This window comes from Sphingomonas chlorellae, from assembly GCF_056485145.1.
Genome location: NZ_JBQXXM010000001.1, coordinates 469639 through 486822, shown reverse-complemented (window position 1 = coordinate 486822; position 17184 = coordinate 469639). Strand labels below are relative to the sequence as shown.

Annotated in this window: 14 protein-coding genes; 7 read left to right on the top strand and 7 right to left on the bottom strand. The window is 68.9% G+C overall.

Annotated features, from left to right (window positions below; translation table 11 throughout):
* Positions 1–12: 12 nt before the first annotated feature.
* The 5 genes from ACT3CF_RS02365 to ACT3CF_RS02345 form a co-directional block, all read right to left on the bottom strand.
* A complete protein-coding gene (locus ACT3CF_RS02365; RefSeq protein WP_478420123.1) occupies positions 13–783 on the bottom strand; it encodes an ABC transporter permease in 771 nt (256 codons plus the stop codon).
* Positions 780–1706, bottom strand: coding sequence for an ABC transporter ATP-binding protein (locus ACT3CF_RS02360; protein WP_478420122.1), 927 nt, complete (start codon positions 1704–1706; stop codon positions 780–782). The genes ACT3CF_RS02365 and ACT3CF_RS02360 overlap by 4 nt, the downstream gene beginning before the upstream one ends.
* A gap of 95 nt (positions 1707–1801) precedes the next feature.
* Positions 1802–2563 carry a DsbA family protein gene (locus ACT3CF_RS02355; RefSeq protein ID WP_478420121.1) on the bottom strand — a complete coding sequence of 254 codons (762 nt, stop codon included), beginning with the start codon at positions 2561–2563 and terminating at the stop codon, positions 1802–1804.
* Between the two features lies 1 nt (position 2564).
* Positions 2565–3935, bottom strand: a complete 1371-nt coding sequence (locus ACT3CF_RS02350; protein WP_478421319.1) for a M48 family metalloprotease — start codon at positions 3933–3935, stop codon at positions 2565–2567.
* 134 nt (positions 3936–4069) lie between these two features.
* Positions 4070–6865 (bottom strand): Rne/Rng family ribonuclease, encoded by a 2796-nt coding sequence (locus ACT3CF_RS02345; protein ID WP_478420120.1) that lies wholly within the window; start codon positions 6863–6865, stop codon positions 4070–4072.
* A 502-nt stretch (positions 6866–7367) separates the two neighbouring features.
* On the opposite strand from ACT3CF_RS02345, the gene ACT3CF_RS02340 reads away from it, so the two are divergent.
* The 4 genes from ACT3CF_RS02340 (at position 7368) to ACT3CF_RS02325 (ending at position 13214) form a co-directional block, all read left to right on the top strand.
* Positions 7368–8615, top strand: a complete 1248-nt coding sequence (locus ACT3CF_RS02340; protein ID WP_478420119.1) for an N-acetylmuramoyl-L-alanine amidase — start codon at positions 7368–7370, stop codon at positions 8613–8615.
* Between the two features lie 111 nt (positions 8616–8726).
* On the top strand, positions 8727–11249 hold the full coding sequence (locus ACT3CF_RS02335) for a penicillin-binding protein 1A (RefSeq protein WP_478420118.1): 2523 nt from the start codon (positions 8727–8729) through the stop codon (positions 11247–11249).
* 73 nt (positions 11250–11322) lie between these two features.
* Complete coding sequence (gene prfB, locus ACT3CF_RS02330; protein WP_478420117.1) at positions 11323–12450, top strand: peptide chain release factor 2; 1128 nt, start codon at positions 11323–11325, stop codon at positions 12448–12450.
* 23 nt (positions 12451–12473) lie between these two features.
* A complete protein-coding gene (locus tag ACT3CF_RS02325; RefSeq protein ID WP_478421317.1) occupies positions 12474–13214 on the top strand; it encodes a class I SAM-dependent methyltransferase in 741 nt (246 codons plus the stop codon).
* On the opposite strand, the gene ACT3CF_RS02320 is transcribed toward ACT3CF_RS02325, so the two are convergent.
* On the bottom strand, positions 13206–13607 hold the full coding sequence (locus tag ACT3CF_RS02320) for a JAB domain-containing protein (RefSeq protein WP_478420116.1): 402 nt from the start codon (positions 13605–13607) through the stop codon (positions 13206–13208). The genes ACT3CF_RS02325 and ACT3CF_RS02320 overlap by 9 nt on opposite strands.
* 139 nt (positions 13608–13746) lie before the next feature.
* On the opposite strand from ACT3CF_RS02320, the gene ACT3CF_RS02315 reads away from it, so the two are divergent.
* From ACT3CF_RS02315 to ACT3CF_RS02305, 3 genes are read left to right on the top strand one after another with little or no spacing between them, the layout of a single operon-like run.
* Entirely contained in the window at positions 13747–14541 is a 795-nt protein-coding gene (locus ACT3CF_RS02315) for a thymidylate synthase (protein WP_478420115.1), read from the top strand.
* A 7-nt stretch (positions 14542–14548) separates the two neighbouring features.
* Positions 14549–15043, top strand: a complete 495-nt coding sequence (locus ACT3CF_RS02310; RefSeq protein WP_478420114.1) for a dihydrofolate reductase — start codon at positions 14549–14551, stop codon at positions 15041–15043.
* Positions 15022–16200, top strand: coding sequence for a dipeptidase (locus tag ACT3CF_RS02305; RefSeq protein WP_478420113.1), 1179 nt, complete (start codon positions 15022–15024; stop codon positions 16198–16200). The genes ACT3CF_RS02310 and ACT3CF_RS02305 overlap by 22 nt, the downstream gene beginning before the upstream one ends.
* Before the next feature lie 19 nt (positions 16201–16219).
* Here ACT3CF_RS02305 and ACT3CF_RS02300 read toward each other — a convergent pair whose 3' ends face one another.
* Positions 16220–17080, bottom strand: a complete 861-nt coding sequence (locus ACT3CF_RS02300) for a LytTR family DNA-binding domain-containing protein (protein ID WP_478420112.1) — start codon at positions 17078–17080, stop codon at positions 16220–16222.
* Positions 17081–17184: the final 104 nt, after the last annotated feature.

Here is a 17184-nt window from a genome sequence, read left to right as displayed (position 1 = left end):
TTGAGGCGGGCCTCAGTTCTTCAGCCGATAGCCGGTGCGGAAGATCCACACGATCAGCGCGAGGCACAGCAGCAAGAAGATGCCGGTGAAGCCCAAGCTCCACGCGATGCCAACATCGCCGTGGCCGAAGAAGCTCCAGCGGAAGCCGCTCACCAGATACACCACAGGGTTGAACAGGCTGACCGTGTGCCAGGGCTCGGGCAGCATGTCGATCGAGTAGAAGGCCCCGCCGAGGAAGGTGAGCGGCGTCACCAGCAGCGAGGGCACGATGTTGAGCTGTTCGAAGCTCTTCGCCCAGATGCCGATGATGAAGCCGAACATGCTGAACGTCACCGCGGTCAGCACGAGGAAGGCGAGCATCGCGGCGGGATGGTCCACCCGCAGCGGTACGAACAGCGCCGAGGTCGCCAGGATGATCAGCCCGATCACCACCGATTTGGTCGCCGCCGCGCCGACGAATCCCACCACCAGCTCGATCGCCGAGATCGGAGCGGAGAGCAGCTCGAACACGGTGCCGGTGAATTTGGGGAAGTAGATGCCGATCGAGGCATTGGCGATGCTCTGCATCAGCAGCGACAGCATGATCAGGCCCGGCACGAGGAAGCTGCCGTAATTCACCCCGTGGATCGCGTCGATCCGGCTGCCGATCGCGCCGCCGAACACGACGAAATAGAGCGAGGTGGTGATCACCGGGGTCGCGATCGATTGCCACAGCGTGCGGATCGTGCGCGCCATCTCGAACTTGTAGATCGCCCAGATGCCGGGAAAGTTGATGCCGTTCATCCGCGTGCCCCCACCAGATCGACGAAGATGTCCTCGAGGCTCGACTTGGACGTGTCGAGATCCTTGAAGGCGATGCCAAGGTCGTTGAGTTTCCTGAGCAGCGACGGAATGCCGGTGCGTTCGGCCTGCGCATCGAAGGTGTAGCGCAGCTTGTGGCCCTCATCGGCGAGGCTGAGTTGCCATTCGCCGAGTTCGGCCGGGATCGCGGCGAGCGGCTCGACCAGGCTGAGATCGAGCTCGCGCTTGCCGAGCTTCTTCATCAGCGCAGTCTTTTCCTCGACCAGCAGCAGCTTGCCCTTGTTGATCACGCCCACCCGGTCGGCCATTTCCTCGGCCTCCTCGATATAGTGGGTGGTGAGGATGATCGTGGTGCCGCGGTCGCGCAGGCGGCCGATCAGCTTCCACATGTCGCGGCGCAGCTCGACGTCGACACCCGCGGTCGGCTCGTCGAGGAACAGGATGTCGGGCTCGTGGGCAAGCGCCTTGGCGATCATCACCCGGCGCTTCATGCCGCCCGAAAGCTCCATGATCTTGGCGTTGCGCTTGTCCCACAAGGACAGGTCCTTGAGGATCTGGTCGCAATAGGCGTGGTCGGGCGCCTTGCCGAACAGCCCGCGCGAGAAGCGGGCGGCCGAGCCGACGCGCGAGAACATGTCGACCGCAATCTCCTGCGGCACCAGCCCGATCTTCGAGCGCGCGGCGCGCGGCTGGCGAATGGCGTCGTGCCCGTCGACCAGGATCGTGCCCGTGCTGGGCGTGACGATGCCGCAGATGATCGAGATCAGCGTGGTCTTGCCCGCGCCGTTCGGCCCGAGCAGCGCGAAAATCTCGCCGCGGTTGATGTCGAGATCGACATGATCGAGCGCCCGATGCCCCGAGGCATAGGTCTTGCTGACGCCCGCGAGGCTGAGGATGGGTTGCATGCGATCCCCCTGAAATGCCGAGCATAGCTAGGAAGCCGCCCGGGTGCCGACAAGGCTGCCATGCGGCGCGGCGCGCGTGGGCGCCGCCGCGTGGGTCAACGCTGCGCGCGCGCCTGGGCGACGGCAGCGGCGAGCGCGGCATAGTCGCGCGCTCCGTAGTAAAGGTGCCCGCCGATCACCCAGCTGGGCGTGCCCGTCATCGCCAGCTTCTCGCCGAGGCCGTGATTCTGGTTGATCTCGGCCGCGACCGCCTGCGACCGGACCGACGCCTCGGCGCGACGCAGGTCGAGCCCAGCCTTTTGCGCCGCCGCGGCGATCGTCGCGGTGCTGGGCGCCCCCGCCGCATAGAGCGCATCGTGGAAGGCGCGGTAGCGATCCTGTTCGGCGGCGGCGAGCGCCCAGCGCGCGGCCATCACGCTGTCCGGGCCGAGCACCGGATATTCGCGATAGACGACGCGGACGTTGGGATCGCTGGCGATCAGCTTGTCGAGGCCGGGCAGGCTGGCGCGGCAATAGCCGCAGGCATAGTCCATGAACGCGACGACGGTGACATCGCCCTTGGGATTGCCCGCCCAGGCGCCGGCATAGGGCCGACCCAGCGCCTCGACATGCTGCGGCACCGATTGCTGCGCCTGCGCCTGGGCGCGTTCGGCCTTTTCGGCCTCGCGCGCCTGGAGCCGCTCCATCGCCTCGGGCAACACTTCGGGATGGCTGAGCAGATAGGCGCGGATCGCCTCGCCCGCCGCGGCCGGCGGGCGCGCCGAATCGAGCCCCGCGACCACGCCGCCGCCGATCATCGCCGACACCAAGGCGACGCCCGCCAGCACCAGCGGCCGCTGCAACCTGTTCTCGCTCACGCTAGTTCCTTTGCCCCTTTTTCTGGTTCGCAAAGGCATTCTGCGAGACCATGAACAGATCCTGCGCGCGCAGCCAGTCGGACGAGCCCTGTGGCAGGCCGGCCATTGCCGCGCGCGCGCTGACCATCGCGGTGCGCGGATCGCCCATCATGCTGGCGCGTTCGGCGGTGGCGAGCGCCGTGCGCGGCTCGTCGCCCTTGCGTTCGTAGACGACGCCCAGATTGAACCAGGCGAACGGATTCTCGCGGTCGCGCGCGACCGCCTGGCGCAGGATCCGCTCGGCCTCGGCCAGGTTCGCCTTGTCCTCGGTCGCGACGAGCGCGTGGCCGAAGGTGGTCGCGATCAGCGGCTGGTTGTTCGACCGCTCGGTCGCCTCGCGCAGCGGCGCCAGCGCCTCGACCGGCTTGCCCGATTCGAGCAGGATCTGCCCCTCGAGCTCAAGATAATAGGGGTCGTGCGGCGCCATCCGAACGAGGGCCGCGGTTTCGGCCGCCGCCTGCTCGGGATAGCCCGACTTGTGATAGGCATAGGCGCGCGCATAATGCGCCGGCGCCGACTGATCGGTGAGCGGATAGGTGCGCAGCGTCGCCTGCGGATCGTTGACATAGCCGCGCAGCTTGGCCTGGACGCGCTTGAAGCGCGCCTCGAGCGCGGGATCGAGCGGGCGCGACCAGGACGGCGCCTGCTGCAGATCGGCCTTGAGCGTTTCGATGCGATCCTGCGACATCGGGTGCGTCTGGGCGAACGGATCGACCTCCGGATCGGTCGAATAATAGCCGTAGCGGTGCTGAAGGTTGGTGAGCTTGCCGAAGAAGGACAGCATCCCCCGGCCGGTGATTCCCGCCGAGTTGAGCAACCGCGACCCCGCGGCATCGGCCGACGATTCCTGAACGCGGCTGAACGCCAGATATTTGCCGATCGCGGCACGCTGGCCCATCATCATCAGCCCCATGCCGGCATCGGCATTGCCGCTGGCCGCGGCGGCGACGCCGAGCAGCAGGCTGAGCATTGAGATCTTGCCCGCGCCGCCATCATTCTGGAAAACGGCGTGCCCGCCGATGATGTGGCCGATTTCGTGCGCGATCACGCCCTGGACTTCATTGGCGTTGTCGGCGGCGTCGATCAGTCCCGAATGGACATAGACGATCTGACCGCCCGCGACGAAGGCGTTGATCGAGCTGTCCTGGATGAGCACGACGCGGAAATTGGCGGGCGAAAGGCCGGCCGCCTGCGCGAGCGGACGCGCCATGTCGTTGAGCAGCGCCTCGGTCTCGGCATCGCGCAGCACCGACTGGGCGCTGGCAGGGGACGAGGCGAACATACCGAGACAGAGCAGGGCCAGCAGGGCCGCCAGGCGCTTCATGGAGGGCATCATCGTCCCGAACTCCTTGTCGCGCAATGCCTTTGCCCCGTCACGATGAACCGCGCGTGAAGCAGTTTCGCGCCGCCCGGCGGCGGCGTGCCGGCCGCGCGCGTCGCCCGGGAGCAACGCGCGCGGCCCGGACATCAGGCGCCGAAGGTACGCTGCCACCAGCCGCGGCGCGGCGAGGCGCCGGCGGTTTCGGCAGCGGGTTCGGCCGCATCACCGTCGGCGACGGGCGCCTCGGGCTCGGCCGCTGCCGCCGGGGTGGTTTCGACCACAGGCGCGGGAGTCGCCGGCGCAGCCTTGGCCTTGGCGCGCGCCTTCGGCTTGGCGGGCGCCGCCTCGGCCGGGGTTTCGGCATCAGCCTTCTTGCGGCGCGTGGTGCGCTTGGCCTTGGGCTTTTCGGCTGCCGGCTCCGCCGCGGTTTCGGAGGCAGCTTCGGCCGCGACAGGCGCCGCCTCGGCATCGGCCTTCTTGCGACGCGTCCGCTTGGGCTTGGCGGGCGCCTCGACCTCGGCCGCAGCCTCGGCAGGCGCTGCCACCGCCGCCGGCTCGACGACCGCGGTCTCGGCGGCGACATCGGCCTTCTTGCGACGGGTGCGCTTGGGCTTGGCCGGCGCCGCCTCGGCAACCGCCTCGACCGGAGCAGCCTCTTCCGCCGCCGGTGCCGATGCCGCGACCTCGGGCGCAACGGCCGCATCGGCCTCACCCTCGGGCGCCACGTCGACGAGAGCTTCGGCGGGGGCTTCGGCGTCGGCCGAGGCCGTGCTCACCGACTCCTCGCCGCGTTCGCCGCGACGACCGCCGCGGCGGCCACGACGGCGGCGCTTGCGTCCGCCCTCGCCCGGCTCGGCGGCGTCCGCCGCAGGTGCCGCGACTTCGCCGGCCTCGACAACGGCATCGGCCTCCACCTCGGTTTCGGCCTCGGCGGCAACCGCCTCGTCGTCCTCGCCGAAGTCGGCGTCTTCGCCCGCTTCGCCATTCTCGCCGCCCTCGACGGCGCCGGTCTCGTTGCGACCGCGGCGGCCGCGGCCACGACGACGGCGACGACGGCGACGGCCGCCCTCACCCTCTTCGCCTTCAGCCTCGCGCGGCGCGGGCGTTTCGGCGGTCGATTCGGCCTCGGCCTCCTCGATCTCCTCCTCGTCCTCGATCTCCTCGACATAATCCTCTTCGGGTTCGTCGAGCAGCGGCGCGATCTTGGGCGCATAGGCCGGCGGCGGCCCCGACGCCTCGACCGACATGCGCGCGCCCTCGAGCTCGCCGTCGGCGGCGACCTCGATCATCACGCCGTAGCGTTCCTCGATCTCGGCAAGTTCGCCGCGCTTCTTGTTGAGCACGTAGAAGGCCGCTTCCTGGCTGGCGCGCAGCAGGATCTCCGAACCGCGGCCGCGCGCGGCCTCGTCCTCGATCATGCGCAGCGCCGACAGGCCCGCCGACGAGGCGGTGCGGACGAGGCCGGTGCCCTCGCAATGCGGGCAGGTGCGGGTCGACGCCTCGAGCACGCCGGTGCGCAGGCGCTGGCGGCTCATCTCCATCAGGCCGAAGGGCGAGATGCGGCCGACCTGGATGCGGGCGCGATCGTTCTTCAGCGCCTCCTTCATCGCCTTCTCGACCTTACGGACGTTCGACGAATGATCCATGTCGATGAAGTCGATCACGACCAGGCCCGCCATGTCGCGCAGGCGGAGCTGGCGGGCGATTTCCTGCGCGGCTTCGAGGTTGGTCGCGGTCGCGGTCTGCTCGATATTGTGCTCGCGCGTCGAACGGCCCGAGTTGATGTCGATCGACACCAGCGCCTCGGTCGGGTTGATGACCAGATAGCCGCCGGACTTCAGCTGAACGACGGGGTGGTACATCGCGGCGAGCTGGTCCTCGACGCCGGCGCGCTGGAACAGCGGCACGGCATCGGCATATTGCTTCACGCGGCGCGCATGGCTGGGCATCAGGAGCTTCATGAAGTCCTTCGCCTGGCGATACCCGTCCTCGCCCTCGACGATCACCTCGTCGATGTCGCGGTTGTAGATGTCGCGGATCGCGCGCTTGATCAGGTCGCTGTCGCCATAGATCAGCGCGGGCGCCGACGACGAGAGCGTGCGATCGCGGATCTCGTCCCACAGCCGGGCGAGATAGTCGAAATCGCGCTTGATCTCGGTCTTGGTGCGCTGAAGCCCCGCGGTGCGGACGATGCAGCCCATCGTCGGCGGGAGCTTGAGGTCGGCCATGATGCCCTTGAGCCGCTTGCGGTCGGCCGACGAGCTGATCTTGCGGCTGATGCCGCCGCCATGCGCGGTGTTCGGCATGAGCACGCAATAACGGCCGGCGAGGCTGAGATAGGTCGTCAGTGCCGCGCCCTTGTTGCCGCGCTCTTCCTTGACGACCTGGACCAGCAGCACCTGGCGCCGACGGATCACGTCCTGGATCTTGTAGCGGCGACGCAGGTTCATGCGGCGCTGGCGCAGCGCCTCGGCCTCGTCGCTGTTGCCGCCGCGCTTGCGACGGCGACGGTTGCCGCCCTCGGCCGCCTCGCTCTCGCCTTCGCCGTCCTCGTCCTCGGCCGAACGCTCGACGACCTCGACATCGTCGTCGTCGCCATCGGTGTCGTCCTCATCGTCGCCCTCAGCCTCGCGCAGCGCGGCTTCCTGCGCCGCATGCTCGGCCTCTTCGCGCAGCAGCGCGTCGCGATCCTCCTTGGGGATCTGGTAGTAATCGGGATGGATTTCCGAGAAGGCGAGGAAGCCGTGGCGGTTGCCGCCGTAATCGACGAACGCCGCCTGCAGCGACGGTTCGACGCGGGTCACCTTGGCCAGATAGATATTGCCCTTGAGCTGCTTGCGCTCGGCAGATTCGAAATCAAATTCCTCGATTCGATTTCCCTTGACGACGGCCACACGGGTTTCCTCCCGGTGGCGTGCGTCGATCAGCATACGCGTGGTCATTGAATAGTCTCCGGGCGCGCACGGCAGGGCCGATCACGGCCCGGTGCGCATGCGCGCGAGTTGCGATGCGGCGGGGATCGGCCTGGCCGCCCCTGGTCCCGCAGGTTTCAAGAAATGCTGCTGCCGCACGCGCACGTCCGGACCGGCGGTCCGGAAGCTCCACCACGGCCGCGACGCCGGCCGCAGCGGCCTGGCGTTCGAAGCGGTGGGGAAATTGCCTCATGCGAGCTTCAACCTGATCTGTTCGCGGCGGAACGACCGCCGTTATCCCCAGGGTACAAGACCCAGGTGATTGCTTGCGTAGCATCCCGTTAGCCATGCGGCAACTCCATGCCCCGCAAGTCGTGGCGTTTTCCGCAAAGTCGAACCGCGCACGCGCCCGTAGCAGCCGCGGAACCCGAATCATGCCTGACCGGATGTTAACCGCGCTGCTTCACCGCCACTTGAGAAAGCGAGACCTAGCCTCGGATGCGTCAGGGCAGACGCGTTCGAGTATTATAGCATGGTTTTGGGCTGGACCCCCCGTGGCCCGGCGCGGCATAGCGCTCGGGTGCTCTTCTTCATCGCCCTTCTTTCTGGCTGGATCGCAGGCGCACCCAGTTGGGCAGGAGTGGTGCAGGACGTGCATGTTCGCGGCAACCGCATCGAAGTCACCTTCGATGCGCCGGTGGCGCAGGCGAGCGCGTTCATGCTGGCGGCGCCGCACCGCATCGCGCTCGACATCCGCGGCGCGACGCCCGGCGGACGCACGCGCGCCGACGGGCCGGTGGCGGCGATCCGCCAAGGCGCGCAGGCCGACGGTGCGCGCATCGTGCTCGACCTGGCCCGGCCGGCAATCGTCACCAGCGGACGCTTCGGCGCGAGCGGACGCACGCTGACGCTCGAGTTGCGCAGCGTCGACGACGGACGCTTCAACCGGGCGGCGTCGGGCCAGCGGATCACGATCGCCGCACCCGGCCAGCCGCACAGCGGCACGCGCGGCCATGATTACAGCGTTTCGATGCCGCTGCCCGCCAATCCGGGCCGCGGGCCGCTGCCGCGAATCCTGGGCGATCCGAGCCGGCCGCTGGTCGTGATCGACGCCGGCCATGGCGGGCACGATCCCGGCGCGCTCGCCCCCGACGGACGGTTGCGCGAAAAGGACGTGACGCTGCAACTGGCGCGCACGATCCGCGACCGGCTGCTCGAATCGGGGCGCGTCCGCGTCGCACTGACGCGCGACGACGACCGCTTCCTGGTCCTTCAGGAACGCTATGGCATTGCGCGCCGGCTGAAGGCCGACCTGTTCATTTCGATCCATTGCGACAGCGCCAGCAGCGAAGAGGCATCGGGCGCGACGATCTACACGCTGTCCGAAGTGGCATCGGACAAGGAGGCCGCACGGCTCGCGACGCGCGAGAACAAGGCCGATATCCTGGCGGGCGTCGACCTGGGCCAGCAGAGCGCCGACATCTCGTCGATCCTGATCGACCTGACCCAGCGCGAGACGATGAACATGTCGGCCAACTTCGCCCGGCTGCTCGGGCGCGAGGCGCAGCCGCTGATCCCGATCAAGTCCAACTATCACCGGATGGCGTCGCTGATGGTGCTGAAGGCGCCCGACCTGCCGTCGGTGCTGTTCGAGACGGGCTATATCTCGAACCCCGCCGATGCGACGCTGCTCGCCTCGCGCGAGGGACAGCGGCGCGTGGCCGAAGCGGTGCGGCGCGCGGTCGAGGTGCATTTCGCGACGCGCATGGCGGCGCGCTGAACCGCCCGCGCGACGGCGCCGCCGACCCGCACGGCGGCCCGTCGCATCGGCGGCCGGGCACTGCACAGAGCCGCTGGCATCGCGCCCGAAACTTGCTACACCCCGCCCCCAATGGCGGACGGCAACGACAAGAGCGACGGGGCACCCAAGCGCGGCAGGATCCGCGCGCTGGCGGCGGGATTTGGTCGCATCCAGCGGCGCTGGTGGTTCCGTGTGCCCGCGGTTCTTGCGCTGCTCGCCGGAGTTTCGGTGGCGGGCGTCGTGCTCGTCGTTTCGCGCAACCTCCCCTCGGTCGACACGCTGCGCGCCTATGCCCCGCCGCTGCCGTCGAACGTGCGCGGCATCGACGGCTCGCCGATCCATGCCTATGCCCGCGAACGCCGCATCCTGCTGCGCTTTTCGGAATATCCGCGACCGCTGATCAACGCGTTCCTTTCGGCCGAGGACAAGACGTTCTTCAGCCATCACGGCCTCGACCTGGGCGGCACCGCAGCGGCGGTTTTCGACTATGTGACCAAGATGGGCACCGGCCAGCGCGCGCGCGGCGGATCGACGATCACGCAGCAGGTCGCCAAGAACCTGCTGATCGGAAACGAATATTCGGCGACGCGCAAGCTGAAGGAAGCGATCCTCGCCTGGCGCATCGAGGGGACGCTGACCAAGGCGCAGATCCTGGAGCTGTACCTCAACTCGATCGAACTCGGCCGCAACGCCGGCGGCGTCGAGGCGGCGGCGCAGGCCTATTTCGGCAAGACCGTGTCGGCGCTGACGCTGCCCGAAGTCGCGTATCTGGCGATCCTGCCCAAGGGGCCGGCCAATTACGACCCCGACCGCTATGCCGACCGTGCCGTCGCCCGGCGCAACTGGGTGCTGGGCGAGATGTTCGACAACGGCTTCATCACCGCCGCCGAACGCGACGCGGCGCGCGCCGCGCCGCTGGGGACGATACCGCGCCAGACGCCGCGCGCCGAACGCGCCGGCGGCTATTTCATCGAGGAAGTGCGTCGCCAGCTGATCGGCCGCTTCGGCGAACAGGCCGATGACGGCCCGAACAGCGTCTATGGCGGCGGGCTGTGGGTGCGGACCTCGCTGGACCCGCAGATCCAGCAATATGCGCAGAAGGCGCTGCGCGACGGACTGGTGCGGTTCGACCATGGCCGCGGGTGGAGCGGCCCGGTCGGCCACCAGGATGTCGACGGCGGCTGGCAGCAGGCGCTGCTCAACACCAACATCGTTCTCGACTATGAGGATTGGCGCGCCGCGATCGTGATCGAGCGGCTGGGCGATGCGTGGCGCATCGGCTTTGACGATGGCAGCACCGCGATGCTGCCGCGCTTGGGCGCGACGATGCCCGTGCGCGGGCGCGGCGGCGAGGCGTTCGGCGCGATCCGTCCCGGCGACATCCTGGCGGTGGCCCCCGAAGGCGGCAGCTTCGCGCTGCGTTCGGTGCCGCGCATTTCGGGCGGCATGGTCGTCGAGGATCCGCGCACCGGCCGCGTGCTGGCGATGCAGGGCGGGTTCGATTCGAGCGTGCAGGCGCTCAACCGCGCGACGCAGGCGTGGCGCCAGCCGGGCTCGACGATCAAGCCGCTCGTCTATGCCGCCGCGATGGAACAGGGGCTCTCGCCCGCGTCGATCGTGGTCGACGGCCCCTTCTGTGTCGACCAGGGCGGCAATCTGGGCCAGAAATGCTTCCGCAATTTCGGCAACATGCGCAGCGCCGGCCCCAAGACGCTGCGCTGGGGCGTCGAACAGTCGCGCAACCTGATGACGGTGCAGGTCGCCAACCAGATCGGGATGGACCATGTCGTCGACCTGATCGAGCGGGTCGGCGTGTCGCGCGGGCGGTACCAGCCCTATCTTTCCTATGCGCTGGGGGCCGGAACGACGACCGTGCAGCGGATGGTCAACGCCTATTCGATCCTCGTCAACCGCGGCCGCGCGCTCGACCCGACGCTGATCGATTTCGTGCAGGACCGGCAGGGCCGCGTGATCTGGCCGGCAGGCTGGCGTCCATGCGATCGCTGCAACGCGCGCGACTGGGACGGCGGCGCGATGCCCCGCCCGTTCGGGCACGGCAAGCAGCTCGTCGATCCCGTCGCGGCCTATCAGATCGTCCATATCACCGAAGGCGTGATCCAGCGCGGCACCGCGACGGTGCTGCGCGACCTCAACCGGCCGATGATGGGCAAGACCGGCACCACCTCGGGCCCGACCGACGTGTGGTTCGTGGGCGGCGTGCCCCAGATGATCGCCGGGCTCTACATGGGCTATGATTCGCCGACCAATCTGGGCGGCTATGCCCAGGGCGGCACGATCGCGGCGCCGATCTTCAAGAGCTTTGCAGCGCCCGCCTTCGCGACGCTCGACAAGCTGCCCTTCACGGCGCCCGCCGGCGTCCGCATGGTGCGGATCGATCGCGCGAGCGGCCGCCCCGTTACCGGCGCATGGCCGTCGTCGGACCCGCTATCGCCGGTCATCTGGGAGGCGTTCCGGCCCGAATCGGAGCCGCGCCGCCAACGCCGAACCAGCGCCGAGGAAGCCGGGCAACGCCCCGCCGACCGTCGCACGGCCCCGCGCGCCGATCGCCAGAACGACAGCGACTTCTTGCAACGCGAGGGCGGAATCTACTAGCGCGCGCGGTTCGATATTATCTTGATGCCTTACCCCGGCCCCCGACCCGCCGGAGACCAGTTGGAGAATCCCGATGCGCGCCGAAGCGCAGGCACATGCCGACAAGATCAAGAGCGCGCTGGCGCTGGTGCGCCGCTTCCTCGACTGGGACCGGGCGCTGCGGCGGCTCGACGAACTGAACGCACGCGTCGAGGACCCGGCGCTGTGGAACGACGCCAAGGCCGCGCAGGACGTGATGCGCGAACGCCGCCGGCTCGACGAGGCGATCAGCGTCACCCGCGCGATCGAGCAGGAACTCGCCGACACGGTCGAGCTGATCGAGATGGCCGAGGCCGAAGGCGACGAGGAGATGGCGAGCGAGGGCACCACCAGCCTCGCCGCGCTCGCCGAACGCGCCGAACAGGACAAGGTGAAGGCGCTGCTTTCGGGCGAAGCCGACGCCAACGACACCTATCTCGAGATCAATGCGGGCGCGGGCGGCACCGAAAGCAACGACTGGGCCGAAATGCTGCAGCGCATGTACACGCGCTGGGCCGAACGCCACGGCTACAAGGTCGAGCTGATCGACTATCATGCCGGCGAACAGGCGGGCATCAAGTCGGCGACGCTGCTCATCAAGGGCGAGAACGCCTATGGCTATGCCAAGACCGAGAGCGGCGTGCACCGGCTGGTGCGCATTTCGCCCTATGACAGCTCGGCACGGCGCCACACCAGCTTTTCGAGCGTATGGGTCTATCCGGTGATCGACGACAATATCGAGATCGAGATCAACGAGAGCGAGCTGCGCATCGACACCTATCGCGCATCGGGCGCAGGCGGGCAGCACATCAACACGACCGATTCGGCCGTGCGGATCACCCACTTGCCGACCGGCATCGTGGTGCAGTGCCAGAACCAGCGTTCGCAGCACAAGAACAAGGCCGAGGCCTATAACCAGCTGCGCGCGCGCCTCTACGAACGCGAGCTGGCCGAGCGGGAGGCGGCGGCGAACGCGCAGAACGCGTCCAAGACCGACATCGGCTGGGGCCACCAGATCCGTTCCTATGTCCTCCAGCCCTATCAGCTGGTGAAGGACCTGCGCACCGGACTGACCTCGACCAGCCCGAGCGACGTGCTCGACGGCGATCTCGACGCCTTCATGGCGGCGGCGCTGTCGCAGCGCGTGACCGGCGAGAAGGTCGAAGTGGAGGACGTCGATTGAGGTTCGCGCCCGCCGCCATCGCGATGCTGATGCTGGCGCCGCTGGCAGCATGCGACGGCCGCGCGGTCGGCGGGCACGATCACCGCGCCGCGAACAGCGGCTTTCCGGCCGCGGACCGTCCGGTGGCGTCGATCGTTTCGGCGCGCTGGTCGACCGAGGAGGCACGCGACCGGCTGAACGAGGCGGGCCAGGTGATGACGCTGGCCGGCATCCGCCCCGGCATGACCGTTGCCGATATCGGCGCGGGCGAAGGCTATTACACGATCCGCCTCGCCGCGCGCGTGGGCGCCGAGGGGCGGGTCGTTGCCGAAGACATCGTGCCCGAGGTACGCGACGCGCTGGCGACGCGCGTGGTGCGCGAGCGGCTCGACAATGTCAGCGTTCGGCTGGGCCTGCCCGCCGACCCACGGCTGCCCGAGAACAGCTTCGACCGCGTGCTGATGGTGCACATGTATCACGAGATCGAATCGCCCTATGAGTTCCTGTGGCGGCTGCGGCCGTCGCTCCGCACCGGCGGGCAGGTGGTGGTGGTCGACGCCGATCGCCCGACCGACAGCCACGGAACGCCCCCGGCGCTGCTCGCGTGCGAATTTGCCGCGGTCGGCTATCGCCGCGTGTCGATGCGCCCGATGCCGTCGGCCGGCGGCTATATGGCGATCTTTGCCCCCGAGGGCGAACGGCCCGAGCCGGCCAGTATCCGCGCCTGCCGCACCGGTGCGCGCGCCCAGCCGGCGCGGCTGCCCGCCAATCCCGGATCAGAGTAGGCCGAGCGCGCGGAAGCTCGCCCAGGCGTCGCCCGCCACGATCAGATGGTCGATCAGCCGCACGTCGATGAGCTTGAGCGCCCGGGCGATCTGCTGCGTCGCGTCGCGATCGGCGGTGCTGGGTCGCGCGATGCCGCTCGGGTGGTTGTGCACCAGCACCAGCGCCGCCGCGCCGAAACCCAGCGCATCGGCCAGCATGTCGCGCAGCGGAAAGATCAGCGCCCTGTCCGAAGGCGAGCGGACATAGCGCAGCGCGAGCAGGCGGCGCTCGCCGTCGAGATAGGCGATCCCCGCCACCTCGCAGCGCTCGCGCGCCAACGGCGCGAACAGCGTTCGCGCGGCAGCGACATCGTGGAGGGTGCGGGGCGAAGCAATCGGCTGATACGCGGACATGCGCCCCGGATTGCCATGCCGCCCTTTAACAGCCGATCGCGAACCGGTCCGGAACGGCGCCAAGGCGGGATTTGCCTCCGTTTCGGATCAAATCGCACGCCCCGTTCCCGCGCGCCTCGAAATCCGATAGGCAGGCGTCATGCGGCAATATCTTGACCTGATGGCGCGCGCGCTCAACGAGGGCGTCGACGTGATGGACCGGACCGGAGTGGGAACGCGATCGGTGTTCGGCCACCAGATGCGGTTCGACCTTGCCCAGGGCTTTCCGCTGCTCACGACCAAGAAACTGCACGTCCGCTCGATCTTCATCGAGCTGCTGTGGTTCCTGCGCGGCGACACCAATGTCCGCTGGCTGCAGGAAAACGGCGTGACCATCTGGGACGAATGGGCCGACGCCGACGGCAATCTTGGCCCCGTCTATGGCAAGCAATGGCGCGACTGGGCGACCGCCGACGGCCGCGCCATCGACCAGATCGCCGAGCTGATCGACACGATCCGCACCAATCCGGGATCGCGCCGGCAGGTGGTGACGGCGTGGAACCCCGGGGAGCTGGCCGCGATGGCGCTCAGCCCGTGCCACTGCCTGTTCCAGACCTATGTCGCCAACGGTCGACTGAGCCTGCAACTCTATCAACGGTCGGCGGACATTTTCCTGGGCGTGCCGTTCAACATCGCGAGCTATGCGCTGCTGACGCACCTGCTGGCGCAGCAATGCGACCTGCTGCCGGGCGAGTTCATCTGGACCGGCGGCGACTGCCACCTCTATTCGAACCATTTCGAGCAGGCGCGCACGCAGCTGAGCCGAACGCCGGGGCCGCTGCCACGGCTGGAGATCGTGCGGCGCGCGCCGTCGATCGACGCCTATGACTATGCCGATTTCGTGCTCCACGATTATGTGGCGCAGCCGCATATCAAGGCGCCGGTGGCGGTCTGAAACGCGGATGATCAGCTTTCACCTTGCCCGCGCCGACAATGGCGTGATCGGCCGCGACGGCAAGCTGCCGTGGCACCTGCCCGCCGACCTCAAGCGTTTCAAGGCGCAGACGATGGGGCGTGCCATGGTGATGGGCCGCAAGACCTTCGAGAGCTTTCCCGCGCCGCTGCCCGGCCGGCGGCATATCGTCCTGACGCGCGACACCGCCTGGCGGGCCGAGGGCGCGGAGGTGGCGCATACGCCCGCGGCGGCGCTGGCGCTGGCCGGGGGCGACGCGGCAATCATCGGCGGTGCCGAGGTCTTTGCGCTGTTCCTGCCGCTGGCCGAGCGGATCGAACTGACCGAAATCCATGCCGCGCCCGAAGGCGACGCGCTCGTTCCCGCCTTTGATCCGCTTGCATGGCGCGAAACCGCGCGCGAGGATCATGCCGCCGAAGCGGGGCGGCCCGCCTACAGCTTCGTGACGATGGAGCGGGTGCGATGCGGAGACGGACAAGAATAGCCTGGACGGTGATTGCCGTCCTGGCGGCGGCGGCAATCGGCTTTTTCGCGCTGGCGCCCGGGATCGTCGAGCGCGGGATGAACCGGGTGATCCCGGCGCCGCTGCCCCGGGTGAGCCCGGCGACGCGCGCGCTGCACGCGCGGCTGCAGATCGCCGACATGCACGCCGATTCGCTGTTGTGGCAACGCGACCTGCTGACCCGCGGCACGCGCGGGCAGGTCGACCTGCCCCGGCTGATCGAAGGCAATGTCGCGCTGCAGGTCTTTTCGTCGGTCACCAAGACGCCGCGCGGACAGAATTACGACGCCAACGGCGCCGACAGCGACAACATCACCTCGCTGGTGATCGCACAGTTGCAGCCGGTGCGGACCTGGCGGTCGCTGCTCGAACGCTCGCTGTGGCATGCCGAGAAGCTCGAACGCGCCGCGGCCGATTCGAACGGCCAGTTGCGCGTGATCCGCACCCCCGCCGATCTCGACCGGCTGCTCGCCGACCGCGCGCGCGGCCAGCGCGTCGTCGGCGGCATGCTGTCGATCGAGGGATTGCAGGATCTGGAGGGACGCCCCGACAACCTCGCCCGGCTTTACGCCGCGGGGTTCCGCATGGCGGGGTTCGCGCATTTCTTCGACACCGACGTCGCCGGATCGATGCACGGCATCGCCAAGCGCGGCCTGACGCCGATGGGACGCGAGGTGCTGCGCCGGATGGAGCGGATGGGCATGATCGTCGATGTGGCACATGCGAGCCATGCCGCGGTCGCCGACATCCTGGCGACCGCGCGCCGCCCGGTGGTGTCGAGCCATGGCGGCGTGCAGGCGACGTGCCGCGTCAACCGCAACCTGACCGACGACGAGGTTCGCGGAATCGCGCGCACCGGCGGCGTCATCGGCATCGGTTACTGGGACGCGGCGATCTGCTCGACCAGCCCGCGTGCGGTGGCAGCGGCGGTGGCGCATGTGCGCGACCTGGTGGGAATCGACCATGTCGGGCTCGGGTCGGATTTCGACGGCGCGGTGACCACCGGCTTCGACACCGCCCAGCTTGTCGAGGTGACGCAGGCGCTGGTCGATCGCGGCTTTTCGGAAGCCGACATCGCCAAGGTGATGGGCGGCAACGTGCTGCGGGTGATTCGCGCCGGGATCGTTCCGGCGCCGTGACCCGCATGGGGGCGGCCGGTCAGGGCGCGGTCGGCAGATCGGCCAGCCAGCCGCGCTCGCGCAGCGTCGCGACGCTCGACCGCGCAACGGGCACCTCGCGCCCGTCGACCAGCCGCAGGCGCAGGTTGCGATCCTGACGCACCGCCGCGACGACGGCGTCGCGGGCGACCCACCAGCTGCGATGGACGCGCTCGCCGGGGACGCCCTCGAGCTCGGCGACGGCGTCGCGCATCCGGATGAGGATCAGCGCGCTGCCCGCTGGGGTATGGGCGCGGACATAATGATCCTCGTTTTCGAGACAGAGCAGCGTGTCGCCAAGATGCGCCGGCAGCCGATCGAGGAAAGGCGCGCGCCCGACGGTGGCCGGCACCGCAACGACCGGCGGCGCTTCATCGGACGCGGCGGGCGGCGGCGGGGCGGCGGCTTCGGCGTCGATTGATGAGGGGTGTGCGAACGATGAGACATCTGGCGCCGTCGACGGCACCGGCGCCGCACGGCGGACGAGCAGTTGCACCACGGTCAGCGTCGCACCGACGATCAACACCTGCGGGTAAAGCCCCGCCAGGTCGGCGATCGTTACCCCGCGCCAACGAAACCCGGTCCAGGCGAGCGCGACGATCACGCTCGTCGGAATCGAGGCAAAGCCGCAGGCGAGCGCGATCGCGACGCCCACGGGCATCCCCGACTGCGCGGCAAAGGCGCGGCCGGCTGCAATCACCGGCCGGAAAAAGACATAGCCGCCCGCGATCGCGATCCCCCATTGCAGCAGCCGCGTTTCGACCGGCCGCGCAAACGAACCGAAGGGGCCGAGGAGCGCGAGCACGAGCATCGCACCGCCCAGCACCGCCAGTTCGACGCCCCAGCGACGCACGCCCGTCACGCGCGCGGCCCGTTCATGCTTCGCGAACGGTACAGGCTCCTCCCGGCGGCACCCGCGACGAAACCGGACGCGCCGGACGCGAAATCGCGCTGGCCCGCCAAGCG